General features: G+C 46.3%; 17 protein-coding genes. 4 read left to right on the forward strand and 13 right to left on the reverse strand.

What is annotated here, in order from left to right; translation table 11 throughout:
* Positions 1–400: 400 nt before the first annotated feature.
* The 7 genes from icmF to BN1765_RS19190 all read right to left on the reverse strand — a co-directional run bounded on the left by icmF (position 401) and on the right by BN1765_RS19190 (position 11,223).
* Positions 401–3,661: a fused isobutyryl-CoA mutase/GTPase IcmF gene (gene icmF / locus BN1765_RS19160; RefSeq protein ID WP_050616622.1), complete on the reverse strand. Its 3,261-nt coding sequence runs from the start codon at positions 3,659–3,661 to the stop codon at positions 401–403.
* 22 nt (positions 3,662–3,683) lie between these two features.
* The gene (locus BN1765_RS19165; RefSeq protein WP_050616623.1) at positions 3,684–4,319 is read right to left on the reverse strand and encodes a TetR/AcrR family transcriptional regulator; all 636 of its coding nucleotides are present in this window, start codon (positions 4,317–4,319) and stop codon (positions 3,684–3,686) included.
* 96 nt (positions 4,320–4,415) lie between these two features.
* Complete coding sequence (locus BN1765_RS19170; RefSeq protein WP_050616624.1) at positions 4,416–5,555, reverse strand: acyl-CoA dehydrogenase; 1,140 nt, start codon at positions 5,553–5,555, stop codon at positions 4,416–4,418.
* A 63-nt stretch (positions 5,556–5,618) separates the two neighbouring features.
* Positions 5,619–6,758 carry an acyl-CoA dehydrogenase gene (locus BN1765_RS19175; protein ID WP_050616625.1) on the reverse strand — a complete coding sequence of 380 codons (1,140 nt, stop codon included), beginning with the start codon at positions 6,756–6,758 and terminating at the stop codon, positions 5,619–5,621.
* A 42-nt stretch (positions 6,759–6,800) separates the two neighbouring features.
* On the reverse strand, positions 6,801–7,652 hold the full coding sequence (locus tag BN1765_RS19180; protein WP_050616626.1) for a 3-hydroxybutyryl-CoA dehydrogenase: 852 nt from the start codon (positions 7,650–7,652) through the stop codon (positions 6,801–6,803).
* A 52-nt stretch (positions 7,653–7,704) separates the two neighbouring features.
* Positions 7,705–8,892 carry an acetyl-CoA C-acetyltransferase gene (locus BN1765_RS19185; protein ID WP_050616627.1) on the reverse strand — a complete coding sequence of 396 codons (1,188 nt, stop codon included), beginning with the start codon at positions 8,890–8,892 and terminating at the stop codon, positions 7,705–7,707.
* Between the two features lie 222 nt (positions 8,893–9,114).
* Positions 9,115–11,223: a (Fe-S)-binding protein gene (locus BN1765_RS19190; protein WP_050616848.1), complete on the reverse strand. Its 2,109-nt coding sequence runs from the start codon at positions 11,221–11,223 to the stop codon at positions 9,115–9,117.
* Positions 11,224–11,433: 210 nt separating this feature from the next.
* Between BN1765_RS19190 and cls the strand changes: the two genes are divergently transcribed.
* Together cls and uvsE are read left to right on the forward strand one after the other, a co-directional pair.
* The gene (gene cls, locus BN1765_RS19195) at positions 11,434–12,663 is read left to right on the forward strand and encodes a cardiolipin synthase (protein WP_050616628.1); all 1,230 of its coding nucleotides are present in this window, start codon (positions 11,434–11,436) and stop codon (positions 12,661–12,663) included.
* 64 nt (positions 12,664–12,727) lie between these two features.
* A complete protein-coding gene (gene uvsE, locus BN1765_RS19200) occupies positions 12,728–13,681 on the forward strand; it encodes a UV DNA damage repair endonuclease UvsE (protein ID WP_050616629.1) in 954 nt (317 codons plus the stop codon).
* Positions 13,682–13,726: 45 nt separating this feature from the next.
* On the opposite strand, the gene argS is transcribed toward uvsE, so the two are convergent.
* From argS to speE, 3 genes are all read right to left on the reverse strand, one after another.
* Positions 13,727–15,397, reverse strand: coding sequence for an arginine--tRNA ligase (gene argS / locus BN1765_RS19205; protein ID WP_050616630.1), 1,671 nt, complete (start codon positions 15,395–15,397; stop codon positions 13,727–13,729).
* Positions 15,398–15,832, reverse strand: a complete 435-nt coding sequence (locus tag BN1765_RS19210) for a YwiB family protein (RefSeq protein WP_187119470.1) — start codon at positions 15,830–15,832, stop codon at positions 15,398–15,400. It abuts the gene before it with no gap.
* A 230-nt stretch (positions 15,833–16,062) separates the two neighbouring features.
* Complete coding sequence (gene speE, locus BN1765_RS19215) at positions 16,063–16,890, reverse strand: spermidine synthase (RefSeq protein WP_050616849.1); 828 nt, start codon at positions 16,888–16,890, stop codon at positions 16,063–16,065.
* 265 nt (positions 16,891–17,155) lie between these two features.
* Between speE and BN1765_RS19220 the strand changes: the two genes are divergently transcribed.
* A complete protein-coding gene (locus BN1765_RS19220; protein ID WP_050616632.1) occupies positions 17,156–19,222 on the forward strand; it encodes a transglycosylase domain-containing protein in 2,067 nt (688 codons plus the stop codon).
* A 71-nt stretch (positions 19,223–19,293) separates the two neighbouring features.
* Here the strand turns inward: BN1765_RS19220 and BN1765_RS19225 are convergent, their stop codons facing one another.
* The 3 genes from BN1765_RS19225 to BN1765_RS19235 all read right to left on the reverse strand — a co-directional run bounded on the left by BN1765_RS19225 (position 19,294) and on the right by BN1765_RS19235 (position 21,281).
* The gene (locus BN1765_RS19225) at positions 19,294–19,836 is read right to left on the reverse strand and encodes an LOG family protein (RefSeq protein WP_050616633.1); all 543 of its coding nucleotides are present in this window, start codon (positions 19,834–19,836) and stop codon (positions 19,294–19,296) included.
* 251 nt (positions 19,837–20,087) lie between these two features.
* Positions 20,088–20,597, reverse strand: a complete 510-nt coding sequence (locus BN1765_RS19230) for a YwhD family protein (protein WP_050616634.1) — start codon at positions 20,595–20,597, stop codon at positions 20,088–20,090.
* A gap of 18 nt (positions 20,598–20,615) precedes the next feature.
* Positions 20,616–21,281 (reverse strand): site-2 protease family protein, encoded by a 666-nt coding sequence (locus BN1765_RS19235; RefSeq protein WP_050616635.1) that lies wholly within the window; start codon positions 21,279–21,281, stop codon positions 20,616–20,618.
* A gap of 158 nt (positions 21,282–21,439) precedes the next feature.
* Here BN1765_RS19235 and BN1765_RS19240 point away from each other — a divergent pair, with 158 nt between their 5' ends.
* Positions 21,440–21,625: a 2-hydroxymuconate tautomerase gene (locus BN1765_RS19240; protein ID WP_050616636.1), complete on the forward strand. Its 186-nt coding sequence runs from the start codon at positions 21,440–21,442 to the stop codon at positions 21,623–21,625.
* The last annotated feature ends 147 nt before the right edge of the window (positions 21,626–21,772 follow it).

The following is a 21,772-nucleotide window of genomic DNA, read 5'->3' on the forward strand; positions in this document are numbered from 1 at the left end:
CACCTGTCCCGCTTATCCCGCAGGAGTCTCGCACCTTCCGCTCCTATCAATCAACCTTACGATCAATCACTCACCTTATTTAAAAACAACCACCTTTTAGAAAATAAACTTATGATAAGATGGATGACTCCATACCTAAAAAGGTTTCGTTCCATGAGATCGTAAGTCAACAGGTAAGACCGTCGACAAAGGAACTGGACGTTGAGCATGATAAAAAACTCCATGGCTGATGGATGGTACCATGGAATTCATAAAGTAAAAGCACTTGGTGAGTGCCATCATCAAATACTTAAATAATGAGACCAACCAAATAAAAAATGTTAGCGTTTACACATGACCAACTTTTTATTTCAATAACATGGAAGCTGATAATACATCAGCTTCCGATCGATCAGGCTTATTACATATTGCGGCGATATTGTCCGCCTACTTCATAGAGTGCGCGGGTGATCTGGCCGAGGCTTGCATACTTGACGGAATCCATCAATGCCGCAAAAATATTGCCCCCGCCTACAGCTGCGTCTTTTATCGCCTGCAGCGCTTGGCCGCTTTGCTCTTTATGCTTCTCTTGAAATGCTCTTAAGGCCGCGATTTGGCCTTCTTTTTCTTCGACCGTTCCTCTGGCCAATTCAATGCTGTTCATTTCTTCTTCACTTGGCGGATTTGGATTCAGATAAGTGTTCACGCCGATGATTGGCAGCTCCCCAGAATGCTTTTTCATTTCATAATACATCGATTCATCCTGGATTTTGCCCCGCTGGTATTGTGTTTCCATCGCGCCGAGCACGCCGCCCCGGTCATTGATGCGCTCGAATTCCTGCAGTACTGCTTCTTCCACCAGATCCGTCAGCTCTTCAATAATGAAAGATCCTTGCAGTGGATTTTCGTTTTTCGATAGCCCCAGCTCTTTGGTGATAATCATCTGGATCGCCATTGCTCTCCGGACTGATTCTTCTGTCGGTGTGGTAATCGCTTCATCATACGCATTTGTATGAAGGGAGTTGCAGTTATCCTGGAGCGCCATGAGCGCCTGCAGCGTCGTGCGAATATCATTAAAGTCGATTTCCTGTGCATGCAGGGAACGGCCTGAAGTCTGAATATGGTATTTGAGCTTTTGGCTACGTTCATTGGCGCCATATTTGTTCTTCATGACAACCGCCCAGATTCTTCTGGCCACTCTGCCTATCACCGTATACTCCGGATCCAGCCCATTCGAAAAGAAGAAAGACAGGTTTGGCGCGAAATCATCAATTTTCATGCCGCGGCTTAAGTAATATTCGACATACGTAAAGCCATTCGCAAGGGTAAAGGCCAATTGGGAAATAGGATTGGCGCCCGCTTCGGCAATATGGTACCCGGAAATAGAAACAGAATAATAATTCCGCACTTGGTTTTCAATAAAATACGCTTGTATATCCCCCATCATCCGCAGGGCAAATTCCGTTGAAAAAATACAGGTGTTCTGGCCTTGGTCCTCCTTCAGTATATCGGCCTGGACTGTCCCCCGGACCGTCCGGAGCGTATAAGCGGCTATCTCTTTGTATTCTGCCTCTGTCAGCGGCCGGGCCAGCTCTTTCTCTTTTGCTTCTGCTTGCTGCATGATTGCCGTGTTCAGATACATGGCCAGAATGATCGGCGCAGGACCGTTAATCGTCATGGACACGGAAGTAGAAGGATGGCATAAATCAAATCCTTGATAGAGAATCCTCATATCATCCAAAGTACAGACATTCACACCGCTTTCGCCGACTTTGCCATAAATATCCGGCCTGTAGTCCGGGTCTTCACCGTAAAGCGTTACTGAATCAAATGCCGTACTGAGCCGCTTGGCCGGATCATCCTTAGAAAGATAGTGGAATCTTTTATTGGTCCGCGCAGGCGAGCCTTCACCGGCGAATTGCCGTTTCGGGTCTTCGCCGGCCCGCTTAAACGGGAACACTCCGGCAGTGTAAGGAAAATGCCCCGGCAGATTTTCTTTATAAATCCATTCTAGGAGATCGCCGTAATCTGTGTACTTCGGCAAGGAGACTTTTGGGATCAGCAAACCGGATAAGCTTTTTGTTTTCAAAGATGTCTTTATTTCTTTGTCGCGCACATAGGTTGTAAGCTCCTCCTGCATGTACTGCTCTTTCTTCATTTTCCAATCGGCCAGATGTTTTTTGGACTCTGGGCTAAGCATACTGGCGTATTCTTCTTTCAATTGTTCCAATGCAGGTGCAATGCTGCTGTTCTTTCCTGCGGACGCTTCAAGTGCACCTTCAAGCTGGAAAACCTTCCGGGCAACTTCTCCCTGTATTTTTGCTTGTTTATTATAGGTTTTGACACTTTCAGCAATCTCCCGTAGATAATAGCGGCGGTCATTAGGGATGATGACATTCTGTTTTTTCACATCCCCTTTTGTGGAATAGGATGTCTGCCAAGAGGTCCCCGTTTTTTCATTAATGGTTTCAATCAAAGCTGCGAATAAGCTGTTTGTTCCTTCGTCGTTAAACTGGCTGGCAATCGTGCCGTACACAGGCATTTCCGCGATATCCTGGTCGAACAATACATGGCTCCGCTGGTATTGCTTCTGCACTTGGCGCATTGCGTCTTCGGAGCCTTTCCGTTCAAATTTATTGATGACAATCAAATCGGCATAATCGATCATATCGATTTTCTCCAGTTGTGAAGGAGCCCCGAATTCACTGGTCATGACATACAGACTGACATCACAGACATCCGCAATGGCAGCGTCCCCCTGGCCAATTCCGGATGTCTCTACGATGATGAGGTCAAATCGGGCAACCTTTGCCACAGAGATGGCATCTTTCAGCGCAAGTGATAATTCGCTTCTTGAGTCGCGCGTGGCGAGGCTCCGCATATAGACACGGTCATTAAAGATGGCATTCATGCGGATGCGGTCGCCAAGAAGGGCTCCGCCCGTTTTTTGTTTGGTGGGGTCAATAGAGAGAATGGCTACTTTTTTGTCCGGTATCTCATTGAGGAACCGGCGGATCAATTCATCTGTCAATGAGCTTTTTCCAGCCCCGCCTGTGCCGGTAATGCCGACTACAGGTGCACAAGGAACGCTCGATTTTATTTCGTCGAGAAGAGGTTCAATCGTTGAGGCTGTTTCAAGGGCGGCATCATGGGAGTTCTCGGCGAATGTAATAAACTTCGCGACAGCGCTGTAATCGCCTTTTTTTAACTGTTCCAGGTACCGTTTTGGGTCTTCCTGTTTTAGATGCCGGTCGCAATCTTCCAGCATGTAATTGATCATTCCCTGCAGGCCAAGTTCCCGGCCATCCTCTGTAGAGAAAAGACGGTGAATGCCATACTCATGCAATTCATGGATTTCCCGGGGGATGATGACCCCGCCGCCTCCGCCATAAATGCGGATATGGCCGGCCCCTTTTTCATGGAGCAAATCGTACATATACTTAAAGAATTCAACATGGCCGCCTTGATAGGACGAAACAGCAATACCGTGTGCGTCTTCCTGAATGGCCGTATTGACAATTTCCTCCACTGAACGGTTGTGGCCGAGATGGATCACTTCTGCTCCAGAGCTCTGCAAGATTCTTCGCATAATATTAACGGACACATCATGGCCATCAAAGAGTGCAGATGACGTAATGAATCGGATATGGTTCTTTGGTTTATAGACAGTAGTCTGTACCATACTTCTCCCCCTATTCTTTGGATCAATATATGCCTGAAGCGGTATGGATTCCGCTTAAAAGCGCTTTTGTCTGCCGATCGATGTACTCTTCCAACGTAAACAATTTCCGCAGGGCCCAACGGCGGAACCCCCACATTTGCCCTTGGACGAATATATTATGGGCAACCATTTTGATTTGCCTGTCGTCCAAATTGATTTCTTTGTTATCCCGGCATTTCAGCAGCAATGCTTCAAACATTGCCACCATTTCCATTTCCTTTTTAAGCACATACGGAAGGGCGTCCTTGGAAAGCGATTTGGCTTCCTGATACATGACCAGCACTTCATCCTGCATATCATCCATGACTTTGAAATAATTGCTTATTCCCATTTTCAGACTGTCGATTGTGCCGTCATTTCCGGCCAGATTCTCCTCAAGCCGCTCCTTCACCTCGTCATAAATCCGGTCGCACACCAGATAGAGCACATCTTCCTTTGTACGGATATATTCGTATAATGTTCCTATGCTAAACCCGGAAGCCTTTGCAATTTCCCTGGTGGTTGTGCGATGGAAGCCCTTTTGCTTAAAAAGCGTAACTGCCCCTGATATCATCTGGTCCCTGCGTTTTTGGATCAATTCCTCATCTTTTACAGAAGCATGCACTTCCCGCTTCTTCATCGCCGCCCTCCTCGCTTCCGCTTACTTTTCGCCAAATAAATGAAGAAGAGAAAGAACCCCTTTCTCTTTCTCTTCTAAAACTTGAAACAAAGCGTCTTACTTCGTTAACATTCTTGAAATCACCATGCGTTGAATCTCTTGCGTGCCTTCATAAATTTGCGTAATTTTGGCGTCACGCATGAAACGTTCTACCGGGTAATCCTTGGTATAGCCATAGCCGCCGAAGACCTGGACAGCTTCCGTTGTGACCTTCATAGCCGTATCCCCGGCAAATAATTTGGACATGGCTGATTCTTTGCCGTACGGAAGCCCCTTGGATTCCAGCCAAGCCGCCTGGTACGTCAGCAAGCGAGCCGCTTCGATATTTGTAGCCATATCTGCCAATTTGAATGCCACACCTTGTTGTGCCGCGATCGGCTTCCCGAACTGTTCCCGCTGTTTGGCGTACTCGACTGCTGCATCCAATGCCCCTTGCGCAATGCCGACAGCTTGGGCCGCGATTCCGTTTCTGCCGCCATCAAGCGTCATCATGGCAATCTTAAAGCCTTCCCCCTCTTTGCCAAGGAGGTTTTCGGCAGGAACCTTACATTGTTCAAAGATCAATTCAGTCGTAGGAGAAGAACGTATACCCATCTTCTTCTCTTTCTTTCCAACGCTGAACCCTTCAAATGTACTCTCCACGATAAATGCTGAGGTCCCTTTTTGTTTGGATTCCGGATCCGTTAAAGCAAACACAATATAGGTATCCGCTACCCCGCCGTTCGTGATGAAGATTTTGGAGCCATTCAGGATGTAATAATCGCCATCCCGTTTGGCAGTGGTGCGCATGCCGCCTGCGTCAGAACCTGAACCGGGCTCTGTCAGGCCGTATGCCCCCATCTTTTCCCCCAGAGCCATAGGGCGCAAATATTTTTGCTTTTGCTCTTCCGTGCCAAATTTATAAAGCGGCCAGCCGGCAAGAGATGTGTGGGCAGATAATGTCACTCCAGTGGATGCGCACACGCGTGATAATTCTTCCACAGCAATGCAATACGCCAAATAGTCGCTGCCGATTCCACCGTACTCTTCCGGCCAAGGAATCCCTGTTAAGCCAAGCTCCGCCATTTTCTTGAACAGATCCATATCAAAACGCTCTTCTTCATCACGTTCTGCGGCTGTTGGCGCTACTTCATTCCGCGCAAAGTCCCGAACCATTTTGCGGATCATTTCATGTTCTTCTGTTAATGTGAAATTCATCGTTTTCCCCACCTTGGTCAAGTATGTGTTTATCTTTCTTATTTTTCCGAAAATCGATTTCCGCTATTTCCCCTGAAGATGCTTAGAGATGACAATACGTTGGATTTCACTTGTTCCTTCGTAAATCTCCGTCACTTTGGCATCGCGGAAATACCTTTCCACCTGGTAATCCTTCGTATAACCATAGCCGCCGAATACCTGGATGGCTTCTGTGGTTACTTCCATCGCTGTTTTGGACGCGAACAATTTAGCGATGGATGCTTCCTTGCCGCATGGTTTATTGGCCGCCCTAAGACTGGCAGCCTGGTAGACCAGCAACCGAGCCGCTTCCACCGCGGTGGCCATATCCGCCAATTTAAAACCGATGCCTTGCTGCGCCGCAATCGGCTTTCCAAATTGCTCGCGCTCTTTGCTATAACCGACCGCAAGTTCCAAAGCTCCTTCTGCAATACCAAGTGCCTGAGCCGCAATGCCAATACGTCCCACATCGAGATTTGCCATGGCGATTGCAAATCCCTCTCCTTCCTTGCCGAGAAGCTGGCTCTCCGGGATGCTCATGCTCTCAAAAGTCAATTGCACAGTCCTTGAGCCCATGAGACCCATCTTATGCTCATCTTTTCCAATAACGAGCCCCGGGGTGCCCTTCTCAACAATGAATGCCGATATCCCTTTCGATCCCTTGGAAGGGTCCGTGGAAGCAAACACAATATATACATCTGCTTCTCCGCCGTTTGTGATGAAGACTTTGGAACCGTTCAACATATACTGTCCCTCTTTATAGACAGCTCTGCTTTTCAAGCCGGCAGCATCCGAGCCTGCCCCTGGCTCCGTGAGGCAAAAGGCACCCAAAAAGTTGCCTGAGGCCAGCTTTGTCACATAGCGCTGCTTTTGTTCCTCGTTTCCAAAATATAGAATCGGGTTGGTGCCGACAGAGGTATGGACGGACAGGATCACTCCCAACGTCGGGCTGACTTTGGAAATTTCTTCGATTGTCAGGACATACGACAAGAAATCCATTTCTGAGCCGCTGTATTTCTGGGGAATCGGGATGCCCATCAATCCTAATTCAGCCATCTTTTTTAATAATGGCCTTGGAAATTCGCCCTTTTCCATTTTTTCCACAAATGGCTTTACTTCCTTTTGGGCGAAATCCCTCACCATTTTTACCATCATCAACTGTTCTTCCGATAAACGTAATTCCATCTTTGCTCCTCCTGGATGCACCCTATTTGCTCTAGCCGACGATTATTCGTAACAGTAGAAGCCACGACCGCTTTTCTTGCCAAGCCAGCCTGCTTTCACATACTTGCGCAGCAATGGGCATGGGCGGTATTTATCATCGCCGAACCCTTCGTGAAGCGCTTCCATAATATACAGGCAAGTATCCAACCCGATGAAGTCAGCCAAGGTAAGAGGTCCCATCGGGTGATTCATGCCAAGCTTCATGACGCTGTCGATGTCCTCCTTCGACGCTACACCTTCATATAGCGTGAAGATCGCTTCATTGATCATCGGCATTAAGATGCGGTTGGACACAAATCCAGGCGAGTCATTCACTTCAACCGGCACCTTATCCAAGTCTTTGGACAAAGTTTCAATCGTTTCATATACTTCATCGCTTGTCGCCAATCCACGGATTACCTCGACCAATTTCATAACAGGCACAGGGTTCATGAAATGCATACCGATCACCTGTTCAGGGCGCTTGGTGTTTGCTGCTATCTCTGTAATCGGAAGCGCCGATGTATTACTGGCAAGGATGGCATGCTTAGGCGCAATTTCGTCCAATTCCGCAAATAACTTCGATTTGATGTCCATATTCTCAATAGCCGCTTCTACGACTAAGTCAACCACTTTGGCATTCTGCAAATCGGTAGATGGGTGGATGCGGGCCATAATGCCTGATGCTTGTTCCTGGCTCATCCGCTCTTTTTCTACCTGCCGGGCAAGATTCTTCTGGATGACGGCCGTCCCTTTTTTGATATATTCTTCTTTCAGATCATGCAGATATACCGGGTATCCCGCTGTAGCGAACACTTGCGCTATACCGCCGCCCATCTGCCCAGCCCCTATGACCATTACTTTTTCTACCTTCATACAAACGCCCCCTTATGGTGCAAATCTATTAACCTGCTTTTTTGGATCAAACTTACTGTTTCGGTACTTCTACCATGATGGCATCCCCTTGGCCGCCGCCGCTGCAGATGGAGGCAACGCCTATTCCGCCTCCCCTTCTTTTCAATTCATTAATAAGTGTAAGGATGATGCGGCTTCCGCTCGCTCCGATCGGATGGCCCAAAGCGACTGCCCCGCCGTTCACGTTCACTTTTTCTTTATCCAGCCCGGCAAGCTTGTTGCTCGCCAATGCCACGGCCGCGAAGGCTTCATTGATTTCAAACAGATCGACCTCTTCAAGCGATTTGCCTGTCTTATCCAACAACTTTTGGATGACTAAGCCCGGTGTCTTCGGAAAATCTTTCGCTTCCATTGCTATTTCTGCATGGCCAAGGATATAGGCTTCGATCTCCAAACCATCCTGAAGCGCCTTCCCTTCGCTCATCAAAACCATAGCGGCAGCTCCATCATTGATTCCCGGGGCATTTCCCGCGGTGACCGTCCCATCTTTACTGAAAGCAGGCTTCAAGGCTGCCAATTTATCAAGGCTTGTATCCCTTCTTGGAGACTCATCCTCTTTAACTAGGATTGGCTCCCCTTTACGCTGAGGCACTTCCACAGTCATAATCTCTTCTGCAAATTTGCCCGCCTCCATCGCTTCGATTGCGCGTTGGTGGCTTCGATACGACCACTCATCTTGCTCTTGCCTTGAAATGCCTAGCTCTGCGGCAGTAGTGCTGCCGTATGTCCCCATATGCGCACCGGTGAAGCTGCATGTAAGCCCATCATATGTCATCATATCCTTCACCGCCTGGTCACCCATCCTCATTCCCCAACGGGCATTCGGTAAGATATAAGGCGCGTTGCTCATGGACTCCATTCCTCCCGCAACAATCACGTCTTCTTCGCCTGCCCGGATCAGAATATCGCCGAGCGTAACGCTTCGCATCCCGGAAGCACATACCTTATTGATTGTTTCTGTCTTCACTTCCCATGGCAGCCCCGCCTTGCGCGATGCCTGGCGGGAAGGGAGCTGTCCCTGCCCTCCCTGCAGAACGGAACCCATAATGACTTCCCCTACTTCTTCAGGCTGAATGCCGGCCCTTTTTATTGCCTCCTTGATGACCATCCCTCCCAGGTCTGAAGCGGAAAAAGAGCTTAGCGCACCCCCGAATTTTCCAAAAGCGGTCCTGGCTCCCCCTACAATTACTGTTTTCGCCATGTATCCCCATCACCTTTCATTCTTGTTTTTTCAAATCAACCATTTTTAAAGGCATACGACTGAACGCTCGCTCAACAGATGTTTCGAAAGAAAAGGGCTGCACTTTATATGCAACCCCATTTTCTTTTTTCAACACACAATCCTGTTCAATGCAACTGGTACTCATTTACATTTTACAATATTTTGAAGTATTTGAAAAATATTTACTGTTTTTAGAATGGACTAACTGGCTGTTTTTGTTGTGCCGACAACCGATCTTTCCAGAATTTCAGCCACATCGTAGGTATGGACAGTGTCTTCCACTTCCTTGGCTTTCGTTCCGTCGGTCAGCATCGTCAAGCAATATGGGCAGCCTGAGCTGATCACGGATGGCTTTACCACAAGAGCCTGCTCTGTCCGGGCCACATTGATGCGGTGTCCGGTTTCTTCTTCCATCCACATCAAGCCGCCGCCTGCTCCGCAGCACATTCCTTTCTCTTTATTGCGCTCCATTTCAACCAATTTAACGCCCGGAATGCTCTTAAGGATTTCACGAGGCGGATCATACACTTCATTGTAACGGCCCAGGTAGCATGAATCGTGGAAGGTGATTGTTTCATTCACTTCATACGTTGGCTTCAGCTTGCCTTCCTCGACTAACTTGGCCAGTACTTCCGTATGATGGTACACTTCTGCCTGCAAACCGAAATCCGGATACTCATTTTTGAAAATATTATAGGCATGCGGATCAATTGTCACAATTTTCTTCACATCATTTTTCTCGAATTCAGCAATATTATTGGCTGCCAGCTCTTGGAACACAAATTCGTTGCCGAGACGGCGGGCTGTATCTCCGGAGTTCTTTTCTTTATTGCCGAGAATGGCAAAGCTGACGCCGGCTTCATTCATAAGCTTAGCGAATGACAGCGCTATTTTTTGGCTCCGGTTGTCGTATGAACCCATACTTCCCACCCAGAATAAGTATTCGAATTCTTCACCGGATTTTTTCATCTCTTTTACAGTTGGAATATGGACATCATCCCTGATTTCGCGCCAGTCTTCGCGCTCTTTCCGGTTCAATCCCCACGGATTCCCCTGCCGTTCGATATTTTGCATGGCGCGTTGGGCATCCGGGTTCATTTTTCCTTCTGTTAGCACCAAATAACGGCGCAAATCGATAATTTTATCTACATGTTCATTCATGACTGGACATTGGTCCTCGCAGTTGCGGCAAGTCGTACATGCCCAAATTTCTTCTTCTGTGATAATGTCGCCGATCAAGCTTGGATTATAGACAGATGCCGCCGCTTGCTCCGCCACACCTTGGCCGGCAGCCGCATATGCAAGTTGATTGCCCTGCGTCTTGGAAAACATAAAGCCGGGAACCCAAGGTTGTTTTTGGGTAGTGACCGCTCCCTGGAAGGTCAAATGATCACGCAAACGGACAATTAAATCCATCGGCGACAGCATTTTCCCTGTGCCAGTGGCCGGACACATATTGGTACAGCGGCCGCATTCCACACATGCATATAAATCGAGCAATTGCTTTTGGTTAAAATCTTCAATTTTGCCAACCCCGAATGATTCTTGTGATTCATCTTCGAAATCGACCTTCTCCAATTTCCCCGGGTTGGAGAGGCGGTTCATATAGACATTGGCCGGACCAGCGATCAAATGGGCATGCTTGGATTGAGGAACATACACCAAGAATGTCATCAGAACCAGCAGATGGATCCACCAAGCCACATAAAACCCTGCTATGGCAGCGTTTTCATTGAAGAAACTGAACAGCGTTGCTATTCCGGAAGCCATAGGTTCAGAAAGAGAAGGATCATGGCCGTGCCAGATCATGGCCATTCCGTTTCCGAAGAGGACGGATAGCATCAAAGTGCCGATAAAAATCAATACCAGCCCCGCTTTCAGGCCTCGTTTCAATCGGACAAGCTTCTCAACGTAACGGCGATAAAACGCCCAGACAACTGCTACAAGAATGACAAAAGTTACAATTTCCTGGAAAAAAGTGAATGCAGGGTATAAAGGGCCAAAAGGCAAGTGCGCGCCCGGTTTAATCCCTTTGATGATAAAGTCGATCGCACCAAATTGAACGAGCAGGAAGCCATAGAACATCATCACATGCATCGTTCCGCTCTTTTTATCCTTCATCAGCTTTTTTTGCCCGAATACATAGACCCATATCTTCCGAAGCCGTTCTTTGACATTGTTATCGAATTCTATCTTCCTGCCGAGCTTTATGTATTTGATCCTGGTTCGAATCAGATACACGAATAAGCTGACCCCATAAGCAACGACAAGCAAAAATGCTATTAGGTTGACCCATAATAAACCTTCCATCATTTCTCCTTCCCCAAAAAGAGTATACCTTCGTATATAAACTCTTAATGATCAATTCATTTTATTTTCTGAAATCTAACCCCATTTTATATAATGAATGAGCATTCAGTCAACTAATTTCTACTTATTTCAATTTTTTAATTTTACTTCCAATCTGCAAACCCTTGCGGTGAAGTATAAGTTGGGCTTAAAAAATAGAAGCTAATTGATATGTCTTTATTTAAGGAGAGAACGGATTTGAACGTATTCACCATCATTTTATGCATTCTGGCCTTGATATTCTTGATTTTCACAGCAGATTTCCACTTAGGGAGAAAACATTTTCTAAAGCGCGCTTCAAAAAAGGAAGTACGCCGGCTGGAAGGAGTTCTAACACTCTTTGACTCAGGCCCCGATTTGTTCGAAAGCATGTTCAATGATATCCGCCATGCGAAAAAATGCATTCATATCTTATTCTATATTGTCGGCACAGATTCCTTCTCTGCTCAGTTTACTGATTTACTGCGCAAGAAAGCAAAAGAGGGCTTAGAGGTCCGCCTTCTCCTCGACCGCCTCGGGAGTATCGGCTTTAAAGAAAGCACCATTGAGTCCTTAAAGGAAAGCGGCGTTAAATTCTCTTTTGCGCACAGGCCTTCTTTGCCCTATCTGTTTTATTCCTCCCAGGCAAGGAACCACCGCAAAATCACGATCATCGATAGCAAAATCGGCTATCTGGGCGGTTATAACGTCGGCCTTGAATACATAAACAAGGACTCTGTTCTCCATCCCTGGCGCGACTATCACCTTAAATTGTTTGGAGAAGGTGCCATTGAGCTTGAGCACACCTTTTTGGACGATTGGGAGCGGGCAACGGGGGAAAAAATCCAATACCATGAATGGCAGCCGGACTCTGCAGCAAAAGGAACACAGCTGTATTCCCTTGTGCCTACTGAAGGGGCGTTTTTGGAGCAGGCCTATCTTCAATTAATCAAACAGGCTAAAAAGTCGATCATTATCGGCACGCCCTATTTCATTCCATCCGGGCCCTTGCTAAAAGAATTGGGCAAAGCCTTGCAATCGGGGGTGGCTCTAACATTGATCGTCCCCGAAAAAGCCGATCACCTGCTGGTCAAGGAAGCTTCCTTCAAGTCGCTTCGTAAGCTTTTATCCTTGGGTGCACGCGTATTCCAGTACCAGAAAGGCTTTTTTCACGCTAAATATATCATGATTGATGATGTGTTACTGGATATCGGAACGGCTAATTTTGATAAGAGAAGCCTCTTCCTCAACTTTGAAATCAATTGTTATATCTATGACCCAGGATGTATTCGAACGATGAAGGGGTATATAGAAGAAGACCTGGCAAACAGTACAGAATTAACAGTCAATAGTTTGGCTAGCTTAGGGTTTTGGGCCACCGTAAAGGAAAAGGCCGCCCACCTGCTCTCGCCCTTTCTATGAATGATCCGATTGCCTAGGCTAAGACTTATGCTAAAGCGCCAGGCTGGAGATGGAGGAGATCACAATGAAAGTACGGTTCGGCTATGTTTCGACTGCTCTGGCGCTCTATGATGCATCGCCCTCCAAAACGTTAACATTTAAACGATACTCAGGCATGACGGATGAAGCCAGACGGGACAAGTTGTTGGCGATCACAGAAGCCAATCTCAACCATACGATGAGAATGCTATATTATAATGCGGCCCACGAACTAGAGCTCTACAGATTATCAAGTTCCATCGTCCCTTTGGCTACCCATCCTGACGTTCAATGGGATTTCATTTCCCCATTCAAAAGCAAATGGAAAGCGATCGGCGATTTTATTAAACAACATAAGCTGCGGGTTTCGTTCCATCCAAACCAGTTCACCTTATTCACGAGCCCCCGCAAAGAAGTCACTACAAATGCGGTAGGCGATATGGCCTATCATTACAGGATGTTTGAAGCGATGGGCATCGAATATGATTCCTACATGAATATCCATATAGGCGGGGCCTACGGCGATAAACCGGCATCTCTTAAGAGGTTCCATGAAAACATCAAAGGACTTCCACTTCCTGTCAAAAAACAAATGACATTGGAAAACGATGATAAAACGTATACGGCAGCTGAAACATTGCTGGTTTGCGAACAGGAAGGAATACCGTTTGTGTTTGACTATCACCATCATATGGCCAACCCATGCGAAGAGCCGCTGGAAGAATTAATGCCGCGCATATACAATACTTGGATGCATACGGGCTTGCCTCCAAAGATCCATATCTCCTCGCCTAAGTCGGATAAGGCATACCGTTCTCATTCTGATTTTGTCTCTCTTGACTTTATCAAGCCTTTTCTGGATTTGGCCAAGAAATTGGATGCGGACTTGGATTTCATGATCGAAGCGAAAAGCAAGGATCTGGCCGCTCTGCAGCTAATTGAGGATATCGCCAAACTGCGGGGAGCAAAACGGATAAGCGGCGGAGCTGTCACCCTTTAAGGCAAGAAAAGAGGGCATTCGATCGAATGCCCTCTTTTTATGCTATTACATTTTTTCCGGTGCAGAAACGCCAATCAAAGCCAATGCATTTTTCAGCGTCATTCTTGTTGCTTCAATCAATGCCAAACGGGCTTTAGAACGCTCTTCATGCTCGGCATCCAGTACTTTTTCCGCATTGTAGAAACTGTGGAAAGCCGATGCAAGATCATAGATGTAGTTTGTAATACGGTGCGGAAGGCGCTTATCGGCCGCTTCCGCCACTGCTTGCGGGAACTCTCCGATTTTCTTCAGCAAATCGTATTCCTTTTCTGCCGTAATGAAAGATAAATCATAGTCTTCCCCGTGCTTCATGCCAGCTTCTTCCGCCTGTCTTAGAATGCTGCAAATACGCGCATGCGCATATTGGGCATAGTAGACAGGATTATCATTAGACTGGGACACAGCCAAATCCAAGTCGAAATCCATATGTGTATCCGCGCTTCTCATAGCGAAGAAATAGCGGGTTGCGTCAAGGCCGACCTCTTCTACCAGATCACGCATAGTAACGGCTTTACCCGTCCGTTTGCTCATTTTCATTTTCTCGCCGTTCTTATACAGGTGGACCAGCTGGATGATTTCCACTTCAAGTTGCTTCTGGTCATGGCCTAATGCCTCGATAGCCGCTTTCATTCTTGGGATATAGCCATGATGGTCGGCACCCCAGATGTTGATCAATTTCTCAAAGCCGCGCTGCAATTTATCGCGATGGTAGGCGATATCCGGCAGAAGATAGGTGTAGGAGCCGTCTTGTTTAATTAACACGCGGTCTTTATCGTCGCCAAGCTCTGTAGAACGGAACCAAGTAGCGCCATCCTTCTCGTATATATGGCCTCTTTCTTTCAGTTCCGCCAACGCTTCGTCGATTTTGCCATTCTCATATAAGGATGTTTCTGAAAACCATACATCAAACGACACGCGGAATGCTTCTAAGTCTTCCTTTAATTTGCCCATTTCATATTTCAGGCCGTATTCCCGGAAGAAATTGAAACGGTCCTGCTCGCTTTCACTTACAAAACGGTCACCATAATCTTCAGCTAGCTTGCGGCCGATTTCGATGATATCTTCACCGTGGTAGCCATCTTCCGGCATTTCCTTATCAAGCCCAAGAGCTTGGAAATAGCGCGCTTCCACAGAAAGCGCCAGATTGTTGATTTGGTTTCCCGCATCATTTATATAGTATTCACGAGACACATCATAGCCCGCCATATCAAGGATATTGCATAGGGAATCCCCCACTGCCGCCCCTCTTGCGTGGCCCAAGTGCAGATTTCCAGTCGGGTTGGCCGAAACAAATTCCACTTGGATTTTTTCGCCTCTTCCAGAATTGCTTGTTCCATATTTGTCCCCTTCTTCAAGGACTGTAGGGATGACTTCTGTCACATAGTGATTATCCATATAAAAATTAATGAAACCTGGTCCGGCGATATCAAGCTTCTCAATGGACGCTTTCTGTTGGTCGAAATTCGCTATAATTGCTTCCGCAATGGCCCGCGGCGCTTTTTTCGCGATTCTGGCCAGTTGCATGGCCATATTGGTAGAATAATCTCCGTGGTTTTTATCTTTGGGGATTTCAAGAATGACAGAGGGAATTTCTTGTTCTGAAGCAAGGCCAGCTTTTATAACTGCATTCACGATTTCCTGCTTCAGCGTTTCCTGAATATGTTCGATGATGTTCATTTATTGTGTTTCCTCCTTATATTCAATAACCATTTTATATTGTCCCGCATCTGCGCCCTGCATAGTCAGATCGTAGATAAGCGTCATGGTGCCTTCTGCATAGCGCTCCTTATATTCATGCTTTAAATCCTTCGCAGTAGTAAGCATCTGCAGCGTGCCATACGGGCTTTCGAAGTTGCCGACAGTCATCATATCCTTTATGAATTTCTGCCGCATTTTCACTTGGCCGTTCCGCATAATGAAAACCTCGTCCTTCGACCATTTAACGGTGGACTGGATTTCCTGAAGGTCTTCTTGGACTTCTTTATAGCGCAGGTAAAGGGAATCGCCTTTTTCCTGGAATGTCCCGAACGTCGTTAATTCGTAGGTTTCCTCATCCTGGCCATTTCTGACGGTTGTATGTAATGTAACCCGGACTCGTTTCATCTCAGTCATTGCCATCCGTCCTTTCTCTAAAAATGTCTCTATATCTATATTCTTCATCGATTGATTGTTGATTATTGCTTATAACCTTTCCTAGTATAAAGATTCTTTTTTTAAGTTTCAACTCATGTTAGTAAGTTGCATCGGCTTCGGAAAGGCAGCAAAAAATAAAAACCCCCGCTTTTTCTTGCGGAGGCTGGCTTTCTGGCTTTACTTTCCATTCTTGAAAATAGGAAGCTCCATCACTTCGTCAAATCTGCAACGAATTTTGGCAAGACAAACGCAGCTTTATGCAGCTCTTTCGTATAATAGTTTGTTTCAATGTCAGGGAATCGGCTTGAGTCGGCCTCCAAAGGATCGTATTTTTTTGAGCCTAGCGTAAAACACCACATACCGCTTGGGTAAGTCGGTATATTGGCTGTATACAGCCTTGTGATCGGAAAAATTTCCTTCACGTCCTTTTGCACTTGGGCAATCAATTCTGCTTTAAACCAAGGATTATCCGACTGGGCGACAAATAAACCGTCTTCCTTAAGCGCCTTGCTGATGCCGGCATAAAAACCTTTGGTAAACAAATTGACTGCCGGTCCGACTGGCTCCGTGCTATCCACCAGGATGACATCATATTGGTTTTCCGCTTCTGCAATATGCATGAACCCATCTCCAACCTTTACTTCGACACGGCGATCATCCAATTTGCCGGCAATTGAAGGAAGATATTTTTTCGAGTATTCAATGACCTTTCCATCTATATCAACAAGTGTTGCTTTCTTCACTTCACTATGCTTCAGGACTTCGCGGATGACGCCGCCGTCCCCTCCGCCCACAATAAGGATTTTCTCGGGATTGGGATGCGTGAACAGTGGTATATGAGCAACCATTTCATGATAGACGAACTCGTCTTTTTCCGTTGTCATCACCATATCATCCAGCAAAAGCATATTACCCCATTCCTGCGTTTCGACCATATCTAGCTTCTGAAAGTCCGTCTGTTCAGAATGCAGAGAACGATTGATTTTCATTGTAATCCCAAAATGCTCTGTCTGCTTCTCTGTAAACCAAATTCCCATTGATTCCGCTCCCTTTCCTCCCGTTTGTCCGAGATGTGCATCATGAGGCGAACCCGCATGCCTGCCACCTATTTGGAAAAATAACAATAAATTGTAAAACAAAGGTACAGGAAAAGTATAGAACATATCTTCAGCATTACAAGAAAAATAGACCAAAAATAGAAGAAATGTTTAAAAACTGCCTCTTTTTTTCATACTACTAACAAGTTCACCAGAAAGCTTTTCTGCTGAATGAACAGATGCACAATCGGAAAGGATGAGTTTCATGGAAGCTACTACACGAACCAGAAACCGAAAATCAGCTAAGATTGCTAGAGCATTGACCTTCATCCTTCTCATAGGCGGGGGGGCACTCCTTGCAATCTATTTATTCCTGCTGATTTACGCCAAAGTATCGGGCGCGCCGCCGCTTGCGGTGACACAATCAACGCTTTTCTACAGCGACAACGGAAAAGTCATCGGCGAATACAATAATGGCCAAAAGCGGTATTGGGTCACCCTTGACGACATTTCACCTGCGCTTATTCAAGCGGTTGTCTCAGTGGAAGACAAAAGCTTTTACCGCCACAATGGATTTGATTATAAACGAATTGCCGGCGCCATCCTGGCCGATGCAAAAGCATTGGAGAAGGTCCAGGGCGCCAGTACAATCACACAGCAATATGCTCGTAATCTGTACCTCTCCCATACAAAATCCTGGAACAGAAAAATGAACGAAGCTTTCTATACGATGCGCCTCGAAATGAATTATTCTAAAGACGAAATTCTTGAAGGTTATCTAAACACGATTTACTTTGGGCATGGAGCCTATGGGGTTGAAGCGGCCAGCCGCTTTTATTTTGGCAAGCCAGCTAAGGCCCTCAGCTTGAATGAAGCCGCTATGCTTGCCGGCATCCCGAAAGGACCTTCCTATTATTCACCGATCCGCTCAATGGAGCATGCAAGGCAGCGGCAAGCCGTTGTATTGGCCGCGATGGAAAAATCGGGCTATATTACCGGTGTCGATGCCTCGAAGGCAAAGTCGATGCCTGTGTCCCTGAATGGGTCCTACGAACAGTACGAAGCCATGGCCCCTTACTATATAAGCGCAGTAAAACAAGCATTGAAGTCCGAGATTCATCTCGATGAGAAGACACTGGCACTCGGAGGCCTGAAGGTATACACTTCACTAAACATTAAACAGCAGCAAGCAGCCGAAGAGGCTTTTTTGCATACGCTCAGCCAGCAAAGCGACATCCAAGGCGCTCTTGTGGCGATGAATCCTAAAAATGGTGAAGTAAAAGCGTTGGTCGGCGGGAAAAATTATGAGGACAGTCCTTTCAACAGGGCCATTCAAGCAGTAAGGCAGCCAGGGTCTACCATCAAACCGCTGCTGTATTATGCCGCATTGGAGCACGGATTCACGCCTGCGACAATGCTGAGAAGCGAGAGTACGACTTTTACCTTTGATGACGGCCGTTCTTCTTATGCCCCGCACAACTACAATTCACAATACGCTGGCAAAGACATTACATTATCTCAGGCTCTCGCCCTATCCGATAATATTTATGCTGTGAAGACACATCTATTCCTTGGCGAAAAGCAATTGGTCAAAACCGCGAAGCAGTTTGGCATCGAGAGCAAGATTGAAGCCGTCCCTTCAGCCGCTTTGGGAACATCGGGCGTCAAAGTGATTGAAATGGTAAATGCGTACAGCCATTTAGCAAACGGCGGAAAAGAGGTTAGCCCTGTATTTATTAAAAAAGTCGAAAATTCCTTAGGTGAGGTCATTTATAAAGCGCCTGAATTCCATAAACAAGTATTGGACTACAAGAAGGCATTTGTCATGACCTCCATGATGACGGGCATTTTCAATAAAAAATGGAATGGTTACGCGGATGTGACCGGTACAACACTGATTCCCCGCCTGAGCAGGCAATATGCCGGGAAATCCGGCACCACTTCCACCGACAGCTGGATGATCGGTTATACACCGCAATTGGTAACCGGAGTGTGGATCGGATATGATCAGGCAAAAATAATCGACAACCCTTCCGAAAGAGGCTATGCCAAAAATATATGGGCTGATTTTATGGAAGACAGTTTGGCCAAATCTGCCTTTAAAACATTCAAACCGCACGGGAAACAGCTAGTGGCTGTAAAAATCAATCCGGACAGTGGAAAACTGGCTACCAAACATTGCCCTGATTCTGTCCTTACTTATTTCGTCAAGGGAACAGAACCAAAAGATTATTGCAAACTTCATGTGAACGACAACGCGGAAGCTTCTCCACATCCGCAAGATAAGAAGTTGGATAAACCATGGTATAAGAAGCTGGTCCCGTTTTTCTGAACGAGACCGCAAGCGGGAGACAGAATAAAATAAGCCAACAGGCCTCGTAAAAGGCTTGTTGGCTATTTCTATTAGTTGGGTTGCAGAAGCAGCTCAATCAGATCAGATGCCTTGTCATTGCAATGGATCATCTCCCGGTGGACGGAAGGCAAAAACTGCTCCTTTACCATGTGGTCGAAAACGGCCAACAATGGATCATAGTAACGGTTTACATTGTACATTCCCATCGGTTTGCGGTGAATGCCGATTTGGGCCCACGTAAAAATCTCGAAAAATTCATCCATGGTTCCCGGCCCTCCAGGCATGGCCACGAAGGCATCGGCCAAATCGGCCATTTTCGCTTTCCGTTCGTGCATGGATCCTACAATATGTAATTCAGTCAGATTCTTATGGGCAATTTCCCGGTCTGCCAACATATTCGGCATGACGCCGATTACTTTGCCGCCGTGCTCCAGTACTGTATCTGCCAATATCCCCATCGTTCCTAAGGAAGACCCTCCGTACACAAGTGTAATCTGGCGGCGCGCCAGTTCCTTGCCGAATGTGACAGCTCCTTCGCGGTATGCAGGAGAAGCGCCATCCCGCGACCCGCAGAAAACAGCCATGCTTTTCATCTTACATCACTCCAATCCCTTTTGTTTTATTATAGCGGAACCAAGATCTTCCCCACTACAAATTTAAATGTTCAACCCAACGAAAATAGGCAGCTTCCCTTCGGATGAACACGATCCGCGGAAAACTGCCTATTCTCTGTCCTAGTTCTATAGCGTTATACGCTGAAATTAAGTGTACTCATAATTTTACAAAACGACAAGTATTTTACAATTATTTCGTTAAATTTTAAGATTTATACCCATTTGTCCGTTCATTCTGCTGATAACTGCAGTTTCAGTTCATCGCTGGATGCATTCCACATGTCTTGATTATGGTTCTGTAAAAATGCTTGAAGAACTGCTTTTGAGCCCTTATCCATATGGCTGAGGATTATGTTTCTCTTCATTGCTTTATCCAGTAAGTTTACATGCTCTGGAAGCGATTTATAGCCTCTGCGGATACTCCGGTCCACCGTCATTTCACAAGCTGCCGCCCCCGCATAGTAGGGCCCTCTGTCGCTTTGTTCCACGGCAACCCAGACGATCCAATATGGTTTGCCATTAGGGACCTCGCTGCGATCCGGCAAGAATTTAATGCCCCGTTCTACCGGGCTTCTTGCATGCATAGCACCGATTTCGATGGAGGCTTCCTGTGCCTCCACATCAATGATGATCGGCGATATATTTTCCAGATTGATTAAACCGATGCCAAATCCCTTATGGCCGGAAGTCGGTTCATTTTTAATAATCGTAAATTCCATTCTGCTCTTCTTGGTGTTCATTGCTTCTCCTTTTCACTATTATAAAAATATCATCGTAAACATATCCCGCAGGCCATAAATAATGGCAGGCATCACTGTATTAAAAATCGGCTGGATTGTATATTGATTCAAAGGCGTAATGACAATGATCAGGAAAATCAGCGTCCCGTACTGTTCATACTGCGTCATTTTGGCACGCAAGGAAGGCGATACCAAATCTTCGATGATCCGGTAGCCATCCAGCGGCGGAATAGGCAGCAAGTTAAAGACAAACAGCATCGTATTCAAGGAAATGATAACATGCAACAAATCCGAAACGAAAAACGGCATACTATTCCACAAACCAAGCGCCGCCAACCCATACATCACCAAAAATGCCAATATCGTCACCAGCAGATTGCTAAGCGGCCCCGCAACAGAAACCAACACCCCCGCCAATCTCGGCCGTTTGAAATGATACCGGTTCACCGGAACAGGCCGCGCCCATCCAAAGCCGGCAATCAATATAAAAATCGTGCCGATCGGGTCGATATGCTCAATCGGATTCAAGGTCAAACGCCCTTGATCCTTTGCAGTAGAATCCCCAAATTTATAAGCAACATACGCATGGGCAAATTCATGCACCGTAAACGCAATCAACAAAGCTATAATCACATAGGGCAATTCGTCCAGCGAATACCTGAATATACTATTCAAAAAATCCATACATCACTCTCCACTTCATTCGTACACTTAGTATAGCCTATTCTATACCCAAAGGTTAATCCCCTTCCGCAAGAGACAATAATTCATGGCAGCCCTTGCATTTCTCCCTTCATTGTGGAAAACTACTATACAGAAACAACAGAAAGGAGAACACATACATGCCATACATTACTGTAAAAATGCTTGAAGGCCGCACGGAGGAACAAAAAAAAGCCTTAGTCGAAAAAGTCACCGAAGCTGTCTCCGAAACAGCAGGCGCACCTAAAGAAAACATCGTAGTCTTCATCGAAGAAATGCAAAAAAACCACTACGCAGTAGCAGGAAAAAGACTAAGCGACAAATAGAAAAGCGGAAGACCTCCGTTTGATATGCTCCCCATTAGGTAGACAGATAAAAAAACTAAATCTGTTTAGCTAAGGGGAGTATTTTTATGGCACGAAGTAAGCACCCATATGAATTGAAATTAACGGTTCTTGATCTATTAAGCCAAG

This window comes from Bacillus testis, assembly GCF_001243895.1.
Lineage (GTDB): Bacteria > Bacillota > Bacilli > Bacillales > DSM-1321 > Bacillus_AD > Bacillus_AD testis.

Coding starts and splice junctions, on each gene's coding strand:
- BN1765_RS19240 (WP_050616636.1), top strand. CDS start 21,440: ATGCCATACATTACTGTAAAAATGCTTGAAGGCCGCACGGAGGAACAA.
- speE (WP_050616849.1), bottom strand. CDS start 16,890: ATGGGAATTTGGTTTACAGAGAAGCAGACAGAGCATTTTGGGATTACA.
- uvsE (WP_050616629.1), top strand. CDS start 12,728: ATGAAAGTACGGTTCGGCTATGTTTCGACTGCTCTGGCGCTCTATGAT.
- BN1765_RS19170 (WP_050616624.1), bottom strand. CDS start 5,555: ATGAATTTCACATTAACAGAAGAACATGAAATGATCCGCAAAATGGTT.
- BN1765_RS19225 (WP_050616633.1), bottom strand. CDS start 19,836: ATGAAAAGCATGGCTGTTTTCTGCGGGTCGCGGGATGGCGCTTCTCCT.
- BN1765_RS19220 (WP_050616632.1), top strand. CDS start 17,156: ATGGAAGCTACTACACGAACCAGAAACCGAAAATCAGCTAAGATTGCT.
- BN1765_RS19190 (WP_050616848.1), bottom strand. CDS start 11,223: ATGGAAGGTTTATTATGGGTCAACCTAATAGCATTTTTGCTTGTCGTT.
- BN1765_RS19185 (WP_050616627.1), bottom strand. CDS start 8,892: ATGGCGAAAACAGTAATTGTAGGGGGAGCCAGGACCGCTTTTGGAAAA.
- BN1765_RS19180 (WP_050616626.1), bottom strand. CDS start 7,652: ATGAAGGTAGAAAAAGTAATGGTCATAGGGGCTGGGCAGATGGGCGGC.
- BN1765_RS19175 (WP_050616625.1), bottom strand. CDS start 6,758: ATGGAATTACGTTTATCGGAAGAACAGTTGATGATGGTAAAAATGGTG.
- BN1765_RS19165 (WP_050616623.1), bottom strand. CDS start 4,319: ATGAAGAAGCGGGAAGTGCATGCTTCTGTAAAAGATGAGGAATTGATC.
- BN1765_RS19210 (WP_187119470.1), bottom strand. CDS start 15,832: ATGACTGAGATGAAACGAGTCCGGGTTACATTACATACAACCGTCAGA.
- argS (WP_050616630.1), bottom strand. CDS start 15,397: ATGAACATCATCGAACATATTCAGGAAACGCTGAAGCAGGAAATCGTG.
- icmF (WP_050616622.1), bottom strand. CDS start 3,661: ATGGTACAGACTACTGTCTATAAACCAAAGAACCATATCCGATTCATT.
- BN1765_RS19230 (WP_050616634.1), bottom strand. CDS start 20,597: ATGAACACCAAGAAGAGCAGAATGGAATTTACGATTATTAAAAATGAA.
- cls (WP_050616628.1), top strand. CDS start 11,434: ATGTCTTTATTTAAGGAGAGAACGGATTTGAACGTATTCACCATCATT.
- BN1765_RS19235 (WP_050616635.1), bottom strand. CDS start 21,281: ATGGATTTTTTGAATAGTATATTCAGGTATTCGCTGGACGAATTGCCC.